Annotated in this window: 10 protein-coding genes and 1 tRNA gene; 4 read left to right on the top strand and 7 right to left on the bottom strand. The window is 41.5% G+C overall.

Annotation, left to right across the window (positions count from 1 at the left end; translation table 11 throughout):
- Positions 1 to 34 precede the first annotated feature (34 nt).
- Positions 35 to 1141, top strand: a complete 1107-nt coding sequence (locus ACXAH9_RS13550; RefSeq protein WP_474895390.1) for an alkene reductase — start codon at positions 35 to 37, stop codon at positions 1139 to 1141.
- A 30-nt stretch (positions 1142 to 1171) separates the two neighbouring features.
- Here the strand turns inward: ACXAH9_RS13550 and ppk1 are convergent, their stop codons facing one another.
- From ppk1 to ACXAH9_RS13535, 3 genes are all read right to left on the bottom strand, one after another.
- Complete coding sequence (ppk1, locus tag ACXAH9_RS13545) at positions 1172 to 3271, bottom strand: polyphosphate kinase 1 (protein WP_474895389.1); 2100 nt, start codon at positions 3269 to 3271, stop codon at positions 1172 to 1174.
- Between the two features lie 75 nt (positions 3272 to 3346).
- Entirely contained in the window at positions 3347 to 4285 is a 939-nt protein-coding gene (mdh, locus tag ACXAH9_RS13540; protein ID WP_474895388.1) for a malate dehydrogenase, read from the bottom strand.
- A gap of 151 nt (positions 4286 to 4436) precedes the next feature.
- Positions 4437 to 5588 carry a DUF819 family protein gene (locus ACXAH9_RS13535; protein ID WP_474895387.1) on the bottom strand — a complete coding sequence of 384 codons (1152 nt, stop codon included), beginning with the start codon at positions 5586 to 5588 and terminating at the stop codon, positions 4437 to 4439.
- 73 nt (positions 5589 to 5661) lie between these two features.
- On the opposite strand from ACXAH9_RS13535, the gene ACXAH9_RS13530 reads away from it, so the two are divergent.
- Positions 5662 to 6114, top strand: coding sequence for a GNAT family N-acetyltransferase (locus ACXAH9_RS13530; RefSeq protein ID WP_474895386.1), 453 nt, complete (start codon positions 5662 to 5664; stop codon positions 6112 to 6114).
- Here ACXAH9_RS13530 and murB read toward each other — a convergent pair whose 3' ends face one another.
- Positions 6115 to 7131, bottom strand: a complete 1017-nt coding sequence (murB, locus tag ACXAH9_RS13525; RefSeq protein ID WP_474895385.1) for a UDP-N-acetylmuramate dehydrogenase — start codon at positions 7129 to 7131, stop codon at positions 6115 to 6117.
- Positions 7132 to 7143: 12 nt separating this feature from the next.
- Positions 7144 to 8841, bottom strand: a complete 1698-nt coding sequence (locus ACXAH9_RS13520) for an amidohydrolase (RefSeq protein WP_474895384.1) — start codon at positions 8839 to 8841, stop codon at positions 7144 to 7146.
- Positions 8842 to 9034: 193 nt separating this feature from the next.
- Here ACXAH9_RS13520 and rpsA point away from each other — a divergent pair, with 193 nt between their 5' ends.
- Both rpsA and ACXAH9_RS13510 read left to right on the top strand, forming a co-directional pair.
- Positions 9035 to 11215 carry a 30S ribosomal protein S1 gene (gene rpsA / locus ACXAH9_RS13515; protein ID WP_474895383.1) on the top strand — a complete coding sequence of 727 codons (2181 nt, stop codon included), beginning with the start codon at positions 9035 to 9037 and terminating at the stop codon, positions 11213 to 11215.
- A 68-nt stretch (positions 11216 to 11283) separates the two neighbouring features.
- Positions 11284 to 11354 (top strand) — tRNA-Cys (locus ACXAH9_RS13510).
- Positions 11355 to 11433: 79 nt separating this feature from the next.
- Here the strand turns inward: ACXAH9_RS13510 and ACXAH9_RS13505 are convergent.
- Positions 11434 to 11682, bottom strand: coding sequence for a hypothetical protein (locus tag ACXAH9_RS13505; RefSeq protein WP_474895382.1), 249 nt, complete (start codon positions 11680 to 11682; stop codon positions 11434 to 11436).
- 81 nt (positions 11683 to 11763) lie between these two features.
- The gene (locus ACXAH9_RS13500) at positions 11764 to 14616 is read right to left on the bottom strand and encodes a M16 family metallopeptidase (protein WP_474895381.1); all 2853 of its coding nucleotides are present in this window, start codon (positions 14614 to 14616) and stop codon (positions 11764 to 11766) included.
- Positions 14617 to 14629 lie beyond the last annotated feature (13 nt).

The following is a 14629-nucleotide window of genomic DNA, read 5'->3' as shown; positions in this document are numbered from 1 at the left end:
TGTATATACATTAAATGTAAATACCTTTAATATTATGAACACTAATTCAACCCTTTTTGATCGTTATAAACTAGGACAAATAACCCTGCAAAACAAGACGGTAATGGCTCCAATGACCAGAAGCCGAGCAGATCAGGATCATGTGCCCACATCTATTATGGCAGAGTATTATGAGCAGCGAGCTAATGCCGGACTTATCATCTCCGAGGGAACAGCTCCTTCCCCAAATGGTGTAGGGTATCCTCGAATTCCTGGAATTTACAATCCAAATCAAATTGAAGCCTGGAAGTCAGTTACAAATGCCGTACATCAAAAAGGTGGAAAAATATTTATGCAGCTAATGCATACCGGAAGAATTTCCCACCCTCTAAATATGCCAAAAGGTGCTAATATTCTTGCCCCATCCGCTATTGCTCCTGCTACCACAGAAATGTATACAGATCAGGAGGGTACTCAGAAAATTCCAGTACCAAAAGAAATGACTGCCGAAGAGATAGAAAGCACAATAGAAGAATTTGTAAAGGCTGCTGAAAATGCCATTGAAGCTGGGTTTGATGGTGTTGAAATACACGGAGCAAACGGTTACTTGATTGAGCAATTCATTAACCCTGAAAGCAACAGAAGAACCGATGATTATGGAGGAGCAGTTGAGGGGAGAGTAAAATTTGCCCTGGAAGTGGCTGCCAGAACGATTAAAGCCATCGGAGCAGATAAAGTTGGCATGCGCTTATCCCCAGGAGGAGCCTTTAATGATATCAATCCCTTTGATGGGCAAGAGGAAACATTTCTTTTCCTGGCAGAAAAACTGAAGGAGTTAAACTTGTTGTATATTCATCTGGTAGATCATTCTGCTATGGGATCGCCGGAAGTACCACGACCGCTGAAAGAAGGAATTAGAGATGCTTTCGGAGGTACCATCATTATTTCCGGTGGTTATGACAGAGCTTTAGCGGAGAAAGATATAGAAAACGGGTTAGGTCATTTGGTTGCTTTTGGAAGACCTTTCCTGGCAAATCCTGATTTAGTAGATCGGATGAAACACAATGCTGATTTAAATCAACCAGACTTTGACACATTTTATACTCCCGGAGAGAAAGGATACACGGACTATCCTTCTTTGAAATTTAGTAGTGTTGGTTAGTGAAGCAAGACCCACCGAAAGGTGGGTTTTTTATTCAAAAAGCTTAGCCTTCATTATAATCTCTCTTCTAACCTTATAAAACTCCTGATGTATATCAAATGGGGCTTGTCCATTAGGTTCTAAATGAACATACTCTCCACCTTCTTTCATTTCATAAGAATTGACGTTATCTCTGAGGTTATAAGTCAGAATATTGATTGCCTGCTGTTTCAATAGCGGATCTTTAATGATGAAAAGCGACTCCAATCGACGGTCGAATGAACGCACCATCATATCTGCGCTTCCACAATACACCTGTGGATCACCTCCATTGTGAAAGTAAAAAATCCGTGAATGTTCCAAATACTCACCAACAATTGAACGTACAGTAATATTTTCACTAAGGCCTTCTCTTCCCGGTCGTAAACAACAAATTCCTCTAACGATCAGCTTTATAGGCACCCCAGCTTTTGAAGCCTCATATAAAGCCATGATGGCATCTTTATCCTGAAGCGAATTGAGCTTAATCACGATACCACTTGGAATGCCGGCTATCGCATTTTCTCGTTCCTTATTGATCAGCTTTATAAGATCCTTCCGCATTTGGGTTGGGGCTGTGATCAGGTTATCGTACTCCTCCGGCATTGAGTGTCCGGTGATTACATTGAAGAATTCCTGCACATCATTCGCATATGATTCATCCGAAGAAAGCAGACTCATGTCTGTATATAGCTTGGATGTCGCCTCATTATAGTTACCACTACTCATATGAACGAAGCGATTTACTTTTTCTTTTTCTTTTCTTACTATCAGCAAAAGCTTGGTATGCGTCTTTAGAGAGCCAACTCCATATATAACAAAACAACCCGCCTTTTGAAGGCGCTGCGCCTGTTTCATGTTGTTTTCTTCATCAAAGCGGGCCTTAACTTCAAAAAGTACCGATACGTGCTTGCCATTTTCTGCAGCTTGCAGCAAAGCCTCAACCACCCTGCTATCCTTAGCTAAACGATAGATCGTTAGTTTAATAGATAATACATGAGGATCATCAGCAGCCTGCTCCAACAAATCGAGAAGTGGTTCAATCGTATTGTATGGATGATGAAGAAGGATATCCCGGTCTTTCAGGATCTTAAACATATCCTGGTGCTCCACATCCGACATACTAACAGGAGGTACCGGTTTTGGACGAATCGGCAGAAATGATTTAAACTCTTCGTGATTCACTATTTGCCATAGACAAGTGAAATCAATCAGTGATCCCTCAGGAGTAATTTTTATGTTTTCGCTTCCAATCTCGTAACGCTTCTTAAGTTGCTTGATCAACCACGGGTCTCCACCCTCTTCTACTTCCATCCTTACTACCCGTCCGGTCTTTCTGGTCTTGAGCTTTTTCTTCATCTCTTCCAGGAAGTTTGCTTCAATATCTTCGGACTCCTCCAGAGTGAAGTCTCCATTCCTGGTCACGCGAAATAATGAACTGGAAATGATGTCAACATTTTTAAACAAGCGGTCAAAGTGTTGTTGAACAATCCTTTCGATTGGGACAAATGTGACTTTATCCTTTTCATTGATCTCAAAAAACCGTGGGAGATTTTGTGGCAACTGAATAAAGGACATCTTTTTCTTCTCCCTAGACCTTAATGCTTTGGTCACAACTCCGAATATGAGGATGTTATTCATCAAAATCGGAAATGAATGGTAGGGGTCAAAAACCATCGGCGTAAGCATAGGAAAGATGGTCTTTTCAAAATACTTGCTAGCCGACTTCTTTTGTTTATCGGTCAGCTCATCATATCCTTTGATCTCAAAGTTGTGTTTCTTGAAAGAGGGCTTTAGATCCAGAAAAAGCTGGTTTTGTTGCTTTCCGAACTCTTTCAGACCAGCAAGCAACTCGTTCTTGAATGGAATGGCTCTTAAACCGGAATAATCGATACGGTCGTTCCCGTAATCCAGGTAGTTGTACAAACTACCCACACGGATCATGTTAAATTCATCCGCATTGCTTGAAGTAATCGCCAGAAACTTCAGCTTTTCGAAAAGATTTCTTTTCTCTTTTCTAGCCTGGTCGAGCACGCGATGATTGAACTGAAGCCAGCTCAAGTCACGGCTGATTAGGTCGCTTTTGCTTATAAGGTTCTGGGTATTTTGCATTTGTATGGTGTTAAACAAAAATAAGCCTGTCCCACCAGATGTGAAACAGGCTTATATTAAACGTTTAGTATTTTCTTAGATGATGTTCATCTCAGAAAGCACACCGTTTGTTTTGCTTACCGCGGCAGCACTTTCTTCCAGTTTAGCTTTTTCAGCCTCATCCAATTCGATTTCTACAATTTGCTCCACGCCATTTCTTCCGATGATCGCAGGCACTCCAATAGAAATATCTTTGAGACCGTATTCACCATCCAGCATGCAAGAGCAAGGGAACATTTTCTTGGTATCGCAAGCAATCGCCTGAACCATGGCAGATACAGCCGCTCCGGGAGCGTACCATGCAGAAGTTCCCAACAATTTTGTAAGGGTTGCACCCCCTACTTTCGTTTCTTCCAACACATAGTTCAATTTATCCTCACTCAAAAACTTAGAAACAGGTACACTGTTTCTGGTCGCCAATCTTGTAAGAGGAATCATGCCTGTATCACTATGACCACCGATCACCATTCCATCCACATCTGATGCTGGACAATCCAATGCTTCAGACAGTCGGTATTTGAATCTTGCAGAGTCTAGCGCTCCACCCATTCCGATGATACGGTGTTTTGGTAGTCCCAATGCTTTATGAGCCAGATACGTCATCGTATCCATTGGGTTAGAAACCACAATGATGATCACTTCAGGAGAGTGTTTGATAAGGTTCTCTGCCACTGACTTCACAATACCTGCGTTCGTAGAAATCAGCTCTTCACGTGTCATTCCAGGCTTTCGTGGAATACCAGAAGTAATAACTGCAACATCGCTTCCGGCTGTCTTAGAGTAATCGTTAGTCGTACCAGTGATTTTGGTATCAAAGCTGTTCAAAGATGCTGTCTGCATCAGGTCCATGGCTTTACCTTCAGCAAAGCCCTCTTTGATATCGATAAGTACAACTTCCGATGCAAAATCTTTAATTGCGATGTATTCTGCGCAACTCGCGCCAACGGCTCCAGCGCCTACTACAGTTACCTTCATGATCTATTTTCTTTTATTGTTGGGATTAAAAATTTCACCGCAAAATTAGTTGAAAGTAAGGAGAATTATAAGCCAGTAATTGTTCCAGTACGAACAGACATTTACAGAAGCACTTATATCAGGGGCAGATTTGGGTAGTTAAACTTTTGGCTTATGCACCTAACAAACCGGCCACCAAAAACCCTAAATAAGTTCCAAGCCCGGCTCCCAAAGATCCTGCAAGAATAGCCGGAAGAATCAAGTCATTCCTTTTCACACTTTTTGCAAGAGCCAAAGCTGTACTTGGGCCACCGATATTTGCTTGTGAGGCAATTGCGATGATTGACCAATCGGATTTAAACAACATTCCACTTAACAGAATAAACAGCCCATGAATAAGGACAATGAGTGTAGTAAAGAGAAAGATATCGAATGCATAAGTTCCTACTTCAATCACTGCTCCTATTTCACAAAACGCACCAACAACAGCTAAGAATAGATAAATAGCAAACATCCCTAAAAGCTTAGCACCAGGAATTGATTGTATAACTCTGATTTGTGCAAGAATCAAAGCGATTGTGGTTAAAATCAAAATAGAAGGGACACTTACTCCTGATCCTCTCAGCCAATCAGATAGAAAATCAGATAGAAACAAAACTCCTGTCCCCATAAATAAAATGATTGCCAGACTCTTGGGATCGACGGATTCGGTCTCTCGTTCTAATTCATTATCATAATTATCTTCACTTAAAATGCTTGCGTGTGGTCTGATTTTTTGCATAACGATTGGTATGGTCAGAGTAACAACCATCCAAATAGCGGTCACGATATTATCAGCCACAACTACTCCAGTGTAGACAGCTCCCTCCCTAAACACCTCGTAATGCAGGGCTACTGCATTGAAATTAGCACTTCCTCCGGTGTAGGTACCCGTCATCATACCAGCAATAGCGGCCGCATTTGCACCAAAAATCATTTCATAATTTATCATATTTAGCGCAACAATAACACCTATCATGGTACCCAGACTACCAAGCAAAAAGGCAACAAGCATGGGTATCCCGGCTCTCTTTAGTTCCTTTAAATTCACTCCTAACAGCAGAAAGAAAATACTTGCTGGAGCTATAAATTTAAACACACTCTCATAAATCGGACTGGAATCGGAGGCTGATGGAATAAGCTCAAGATTTGCGACAATAGCTCCAAGTATAATCACAAGAAGCGAACTACTGATATGCTTTAAAAAGGTGTGCTTGCAGAGCCACTCACTAACAAAAACCAGCATAAAAAGTACAGCAACAATAAATAGCGGTTGATTGATCATTCATCTAAAATAGTAACATAAATATTGATTCATATCCTACTCTATTTTGATAACTTAATTGAAACATTGTATCATGAATCTTCTAGCAGTAAACAGACTTGACGAATCATCTCTTCCTCAAGCATATGCTTTTTTGGAGACAGTCTTTACGCATGAGCAACAGATACCTAAAGAATTGATCCCTTTAAAATTTGAAAAGCAATTTTGGTGGTGTATTCAATCTGATGGACGTATCGTTGGAACAGCTGCTGCATGGAAAGATGTGCAGGAGTGGCACTGGGGTCGGTTGGCTGTAAGCGTCCATCAAAGAGGAAAGGGTCTTGGAAAAAAACTTGCAGTTCAATCCTTTAATGATTTATTCCAAATGGATATTCAAGAAATACATATTGATGCAAGAGACGTTACTGTAAAGCTGTTACAGTCCATTGGAGCAGAAATAACGGGACATACTACCGAATTTTATGGTATTCCCATTACACCAATGATCCTCAAAAAGGAAGACTTTGATGAGTTTCAATCAAATTGATCAAACCACATTCACCTCTCGTTCCAGTTCTATTCCAAATTTTTGTTGAATGGATTTTTGGATATGCTGTGAAAGTTTGAAAAGGTCTTTGCCCCTACCCTGACCAAAATTGACCAAAACAAGTGCCTGTCTATCATGAACTCCTATCTCACCATCCTTGTACCCCTTCCATCCTGCCTTTTCGATTAACCAGCCTGCCGGCACTTTAATATGGTCATCATCAAGCGGATAGGATTTGATATCAGGAAATTCGGCTTCCAATGCTTCGTAATGGAGTTTTTCAATGATGGGATTTTTGAAAAAGCTACCAGCATTCCCAATGTCCATTGGATCAGGTAGCTTAGATTGACGAATATTTATGACTGCCTGACTTACATTTTTTAGTGTAAGCTCACCTACTCCCATTTCCTCCAGCGTGTCTTTGATTGCCCCGTATGAAATATTGAAGTTCGGTTTCTTAGATAGCTTAAAAAACACTTTTGTTATTACAAATTCATCTTTCAGTTCTCCCTTGAACACTGAGAATCGATAATCAAACTTGCAGTCCTCTTTATAAAACGGAATGGTCTTACCACTCTTTATCTCATAAGCCTCCAATGAATGAAACACCTCCTTTAACTCCACACCGTATGCTCCAATATTTTGCATGGGTGCAGCACCCACTGTGCCTGGAATCAAGGAAAGGTTTTCAACACCTCCATAGCCCCGCTCTACGCACCATAACACGAACTGATGCCAGTTTTCACCGGCACCAACGGAAACAAGTACATCTTCCTCGGTTTCATTTTGAATCTGGATACCTCGAATTTCATTCTTGGCAACAACCCCTGTGAACCCACGGGTAAACAGCACGTTTGATCCTCCTCCTAGAATCATCTTTTTCTGGGATCGAAATCGTCCTGTCTGATATATCTCGTCCAGGTCGTCTATAGAATCAATAATAGCCAGAAAGCCTGCATTCTCATCCAGACCAAAGGTATTGTATGGCTTTAATGAAATATTCTGCTGTACTATCAAGTCCGCTACTTTTTATTCAGCCTCGTATACAATTTGTCCACCAATAATGGTCATAGCAACATTTGTATTAAGAATGTCATCCTCCGGAATAGTCATTATATCCTTATCAAGGATAGTAAGGTCTGCCCACTTCCCTACTTCAATACTGCCTTTTCTGTCTTCTCTGAAAGCTGCATATGCCGCATCTAATGTGTAGGAGCGAAGTGCTTGTTCTCTTGTCATCTTTTCAGATGGTTCATACCCTCCTTCCGGATTACCTTCAAGCGTTCTACGACTAACAGAGGCATAGAAACTAGCGAGCGGTGTGATAGGCTCCACAGGTGCGTCTGTTCCATTCACAATTCGTGCACCGGATTGTAAGAGTGTTTGCCACATATATGCTCCCCACTCTATCCGTTGCTGCCCCAGTCGGTCAATTGCCCACGGCCTGTCTGATGCCATATGAATGGCTTGCATGGAAGGAATTACGCCCATCTCTGCAAACCGAGGAATATCATCAGGGTGAAAGTGTTGTGCGTGCTCTATTCTGAATCGAGGCTCTTTCGGAGCACTTTCAGGGTAAAGCTTAAATGTTCTTTCATAGATATCTAATACCTCCCTATTTGCGCGATCCCCAATTGCATGGACACATACCTGAAACCCTGCCTTGTACGCACGTTGAGTAACTTCTTCGATATCTGCCATTGGCATAACATTATGACCATGTACACCAGGAGCATCTGTGTATTCTTCCAGTAACCAAGCTCCTCTTGAACCTAAAGCCCCATCAGCATAAAGCTTCACCGATCTCACCGTCAATTGATTATCGTATAAATCTTCTTCAATTCCATTTTTAAAGTACTCATCAAGCAAATCCTGATCTCTGCCGTTTAACATCACATAGAGTCTAAGCTTTAAATCCCCTCTTTCAGCAAACTCTTTGTAAAGATTGATATGCTCCGGACCCGATCCCGCCTGGTGAAAGCCTGTAATTCCATATTTAAAGCATTGCTCAAGAGCTAATTTTAATGCTTGCTCATCGCTCTCCTTAGTAGCGTCGGGGATTTCTTTACTGATCAGTCTTTGTGCAGTTTCATTAAATATACCTGTAGGTTCCCCAGTCACACTCATAAATATTTCTCCACCATCAGGCTGAGGAGTGTCACCCTTGATTCCGGCAACTTCCATTGCTTTCGCGTTTGCTAAAGCTGCATGTCCACTTGCATGCTTTAGATAGACCGGATGATTGGGTACTTCCTCACTCAATAAATCATGTGTCGGAAATCCGTTCGCCATTTCAGGTTTCTCAGTCCATTTATCCTGGTGCCATCCTCTCCCCGTGATCCATGTTCCCTCAGGTGTATTTGCTGCTCTTTCTGCTACCATATTCACAACCTCCGTGTAGCTCTTTGCTTCACGGAGATCCACATTCAACAGGTTATACCCCACTCCCATGATATGCGCATGCCCTTCGGTTAATCCCGGAACCATCGTTTGTCCATTGAGATCAATTACTTTTGTTTCCTTTCCAAGAAATACATCTGCACCTTCTTTTGTCCCTACGTATAAAATTGTGTCCGCTTTTACTGCCACGGCTTCTACCTGAGGATTAGTCTCATCCATGGTATAAATCGAGCCATTGAAGATTATAGTGTCTGCAGCTAATTCTGGCTCTGACTTTTGACATGAGAGAGCTACCAATGATAGAAGAAGTATTTTAATGTATTTCATAAAAAAGATGTAATTATAGATTGTGCTTAAAGTTAACCCCATGAATGGTTTTATGAATCAAATTCCTTAAATTTGCGCTCCGTTCTAAAATGGAATGGCTCTAGGCGAGAATCGTCGGAGAATGTTAAATAAAAATGCTGGTCAGTGCTGACTCCAACTGACACAGTGTACCTAACGGGAGTCATTTTTTATTATGGCGAAAAAAGAAGAAACTGCTAAAGCGGAGGAGAAAGAAACCAAAGCAAAAGCAACTGCTGCTAAAAAAACCACAACAAAAAAGGCAGCAACAAAAAAAGCAGAGGACAAAAAAGAGGAAGTGAAAGACGAAAAAGCTTCCAAAACATCTGCTACGAAAGAAACCAAAGTAAAGGCTGAGAAAAAAGAAGAAGCGAAAGCTGAAACTAAAAAAGCAGAGAAGGAAGAGGTGAAAGAAGAAAAAGCGGCCAAAGCTGAACCTAAGGCGGAGAAGAAAGAAGAAGAGAAAAAAGAAGAGCCTAAGGCTAAAAAAGCACCAAAAAAAGAAGTTCCGGAAATCGAACCACAAGACGATGATTTCGATTTTGATTCTGATGGTGGGTTTGAAGATGAGTATTCTGAAGAGGATCGCAAGGCAATGGAAAAGCTTTACGAAGACACTCTTACGGAAATTACTGAAAAAGAGCTTATCACTGGTACCGTGGTAGGCATCACTGACAGAGAAGTAATTGTTAATATCGGCTTTAAATCTGATGGTCTTGTGTCTCTTTCAGAATTCAGAGACATGCAAGACCTGAAAGCTGGTGATGAAGTACAGGTATATATTGAAGAGCAGGAAAACGCCAATGGCCAACTTGTTCTTTCAAGAAGAAAAGCAAAGATTGTTAAGGCTTGGGAATCTATCCAAAGTGCACTTGACAATGATTCTGTGATCGAAGGTTTTGTGAAGCGAAGAACCAAAGGTGGATTGATCGTAGACGTTTATGGCGTTGAGGCATTCCTTCCTGGATCACAAATTGATGTGAAGCCTATTAGAGACTTTGATGTATTCGTAGGAAAGTCTATGGAGGTGAAGGTTGTAAAAATCAACTACACCAACGATAACGTAGTAGTTTCACACAAAGTACTGATTGAAAAAGATCTTGAAGAGCAAAAAGCTGAGATCCTGAACAACCTTGAGAAAGGTCAGGTCCTAGAAGGAGTAATCAAGAATATGACCAACTTCGGTGTATTCATCGATTTGGGTGGTGTAGATGGCCTTCTTCATATTACAGATATCAGCTGGGGTCGAATCAATCACCCGGAAGAAGTGCTTTCACTTGACGAGAAAGTGAATGTTGTAGTATTAGATTTCGACGACAACAAGCAGCGAATCTCTCTAGGTATGAAGCAGCTTACTGATCATCCTTGGGATTCACTTGATAAGGATATCGACGTTGGATCTAAGGTGAAAGGTAAGATTGTAAATGTGGCAGATTATGGCGCATTCCTTGAAATCATCCCTGGTGTAGAAGGATTGATCCACGTTTCAGAAATGTCATGGTCTCAGCACCTGAGAAACCCATCTGACTTCTTGAGTGTTGGAGACGAGATCGAAGCTGTAGTTCTAACGATTGACAGAGAAGAGCGTAAGATGTCTTGCGGCATCAAGCAACTTACTGAAGATCCATGGACAAAGCAGGATGTACTTACTAAGTACGCGATTGGAACAGAGCACAAAGGAACAGTTCGAAACCTTACAAACTTTGGCTTGTTCATCGAGCTTGAAGAAGGGATCGATGGTCTGGTACACGTTTCTGACCTTTCATGGACGAAGAAAATTAAGCACCCATCTGAATTTGTGAAAGTTGGGGACGAGCTTGAGGTGAAAGTAATGGAACTTGACGTTGAGAATAGAAGACTAGCCTTAAGCCACAAGCACCTTGAAGAAAATCCATGGGATACATTCGAAACTGTGTTTACTAAAGGATCTACTCACAAGTGTACAATTACTAGTGTTGGAGACAAAAACGCAACTGTAGAGCTTCCTTACGGACTTGAGGGTCAGGTATTACCTAAAAACCTTAAGAAAGAGGATGGCACTAACGCCGCTGAAGGTGAAACACTAGAATTTAAAGTGCTTGATTTCTCTAAAGATGACAAGCGAATTGTTCTTTCTCACACTTCTGTTTGGAACAAAGATGCTGAGCAGCCGAAAGCAGCTTCTGCGAAGAAGTCTGGCGGCAAGAAAGGAAACACGCTAGATAAGATCAACAAAGAAGTTGAGAAGTCTACTCTGGGTGACCTTGATGCACTATCAGCATTGAAAGACAAAATGGAAGATGCAGGTAAGGCAGCTCCTAAAAAAGCGACAAAGGCCAAGACCAAGAAAGAGGAAGAAGAAAAAGAAGATAAGTAATTCATAAAACGAGTCATCGACCGCTGGTTGATGACTCGTTTTTTCCTACTTTTGCGATCATATTTTATGGCGCTGTGGCCGAGTGGCTAGGCAGAGGTCTGCAAAACCTTTTACAGCGGTTCGAATCCGCTCAGCGCCTCATGATCAAGCAACCTGAAAAGGTTGCTTTTTTTGTATCATTATGCGGATGAGACAGAGTCAAAATTCACGAAGAATATCTATAAAATCTTAGACTCAGTATACAGATCATAGGCTGCTACAAAAACATCGCTGATATTGCTTCGGTCGTCCTGATACTTTGCAAGTTCTGATCTATCTGCCAGGTAGATCGGGCGGTAATCTTTCTCCATCTCATCCCACAGAACAACCAGATAATCATACCTGATCTTACTCTCTCTGCCTTTAGTCAGCCACCTATCAAACCGATCCTCATCAAGGGAAGCATGGAAATTCAAATTTTCAAACATGTATTATATTAAGTTCAACACAAAGAAAACCCGTTCAGCTTTCGCCAAACGGGTTTTAATATTTTTTATTTAAGAGAATGATTACATCACTCCCACTTCATTTCCATACTTATCCACTAATACCGGATCGCCAGGACCATCTACTCTTAACTGATCGTACTGAGTAGCTTTGTCCCCCACAATCACAAAAATGTAATTGCTCAAATCAAAGTACTCATTAGCAGTGGTTTGAATGCTTTCAATAGTCGCATTGGTAACAGTCTTCTGCTCCTGATCAATGTAATCCTGCGGAAGTCCATATGTACTAATATTGTGAAGAATACCTAAGAGGTTAAATAATGTCTCAAAGTTTCTTGCATTCTCCTTTATCATGGAAGTTTTTGTCTTTGTCAGATCCTCTTCTGTATATGTCTCCGCATACGTTCCTATTACTTCTTTGAAAGTATCCAGGGCGTCCTTCGTAGTAGAAGACTTCACACTGGAAAAAGCTGTGAATGTGCCGGGAGCCATGACATTTCTACCTGGGAACGAGTATGCTCCATAAGTAAACTGTTTTTCTTCACGTAAAATCTGAAACAATCTACCTGAAGACCCATCACCCAGACGATCATTGGCTACCATGATCTCATTATATGCAGGATCATCAGAAGGCACGGTCAATCGAGCCATTCTAATAACTGACTGCTTAGCGTTTGGAACGTCTACAAAGTACACCTGAGGGTCAGAAGGTACAGAAGGCACAATATAAGTTGGCATGCTCACCTCTTGCTTTTCCCACTCAGTTTTCAATCTACCCAATGCATCAATCGCACGTTCTTGTGTGACATTACCTGCTACATGATAGTTGGTCACATTTGGCGCAAAATTGTTGTTGTAAAAGGCCTTCAAATCATCAATAGTGATATACTTAATATGATCTTCATAACCAATTGATGGATGACCAAGAATATGATCTTCACCAAATAGCATTTTGTCTGTAACAACAGCTGCGATTGCATTAGGGTTGGTCTCTCGCTGCTTGATTGACTGTAGCGTTTGATTAATGATTCGGTCAAACTCTTTCTCATCCCACCGCGGCTCCAATAGTATTTCCTGAACCAACTCCATGGTTGCCTCAAAATTTCTGGAAAGACAATTGCCAGACACCTGTATGTATTCGTCAGAAGTGAACATGTTCAAGTTAGCCCCTAGCTGACCAATTGCATCCTCTAATTCTTCCGGAGTTTTATTGGCTGTACCCTCCATCATGATATCAGTCATGAGGTTAGCAACACCTATTTTATCCAGATTATCCAGGTAGTGGCCACCCATGATTCTCATGGAAAAATTAACAAGTGGAAGCTCATTGGCTTCTACTCCATACACGTCAATGCCGTTCTCTGTTTGAGCAGTCCAAATTGAAGGAGGGGTAACCAGTGGTGCTTCACCAAACTCAGGTTCTACTGATCGATCAAATGAAGATTCTGTTTTAACAATGGTAAAATCACCCTCTTCTTCAATTACTTCACTCTGACCAAACTCGTTGATTCCTTCCTCTTTGATGTCGGCCATAGCAGCACCCTCCATCGCTAAATCAGCAGAGCCTTTAGGTACAAAATTTGTCACAATGTGATCCTTGTTAAGGATATACTTTCTAAACACTCTCATCACATCATCTTGAGTAACCGCCTTGATGTTTGCAATGTCCTTTTCAATGAAACCCGGATCACCGGCATACTCATTGTAGCTGGCTAGTTGGAATGCTTTACCCAACACGCTGCTAATACCATTGTAAAAATCCGTTTCCAGACCCGCCTTGATTCTTTCAAGATCTTTGATATCAAAGCCTTCCTTATCAAAATCTACTAATGTTTGATTGATCACTGCGCGAACAGTGTCCAAATCAGTACCTGCATTGGCTCTTACACGGATGGTAAATGTACCTGCCAGCTCATTAGAACTATTGTACGTGGAAACACTTGGGGCAACTTTTGCCTCTTCTACAATCGATTTATATAGTGGCGCACGCTTTCCATCATCAAGTATTTGTCCTAAAACGTCCAATGCCCATTGATCCGGGTGGAATTGCTCCACGGTTGGAAAAGTCATTCTTATCTCAGGGAGTTGAGCAAAGTTGTCCTCGTAATAGAAAGTTTTGGTCTCTTCCAGTGTAACAGGCTGAGGATCCATCGGGGTATCTATTCCTCGGGATGGTATTTCGCCGAAGTACTTGTCGACCAATTGTTTTACCTCCTCTTTATTAATGTCACCTGCGATAACTAAAGTGGCATTGTTTGGTCCATACCACTGCTCATAAAACTCTTTTACATCATCTAGTGTAGCGCTCTGAAGATCTTCCAGTTCTCCAATTACCGTCCAGTTATATGGATGGCCTTCCGGATAAAGGGCTTTTAGAATCACACTTTGCGTGTGTCCATAGGGTTGGTTGTCCACTCGTTGACGTTTCTCATTTTGCACAACCGGCTTTTCACCCTCAAGGCTCGCCAAGGAAACCGCATTGATGAAGAAGCCCATTCGGTCAGACTCCATCCATAATACTTTTTCCAGAGCGTCTTTAGGCACCACCTCATAATAAATGGTTCCGTCTGTCCAGGTGCCTCCATTAAATGTACCACCCCATTCGTTAATATTCTTAAAGAATCCTCCTTCAGGCACATTTTCAGATCGCTGGAACAGCATGTGCTCAAAGAAGTGTGCAAAGCCGGTTCGGCCTGGTTTTTCTCTGTTTGACCCAACGTGCACCAGAATAGATACGGCTACAATAGGATCTGAGTCATCCTGATGAAGGACTACATCGAGTCCGTTATCAAGAGTGAATTTTTCATAGTCAAGGGATAGCTCATCGCTACTCCCTCCATCGCTGAGTGATGTACATGATGACATGAACACTATCATGGCAATGAACATGATAGATAGGTTCTTAAAATTTTTCATTTCTAGTGTTAAA

This window comes from Ekhidna sp. ABH4_415 (assembly GCF_056161305.1).
This window is presented reverse-complemented; position numbering and strand designations above follow the sequence as displayed.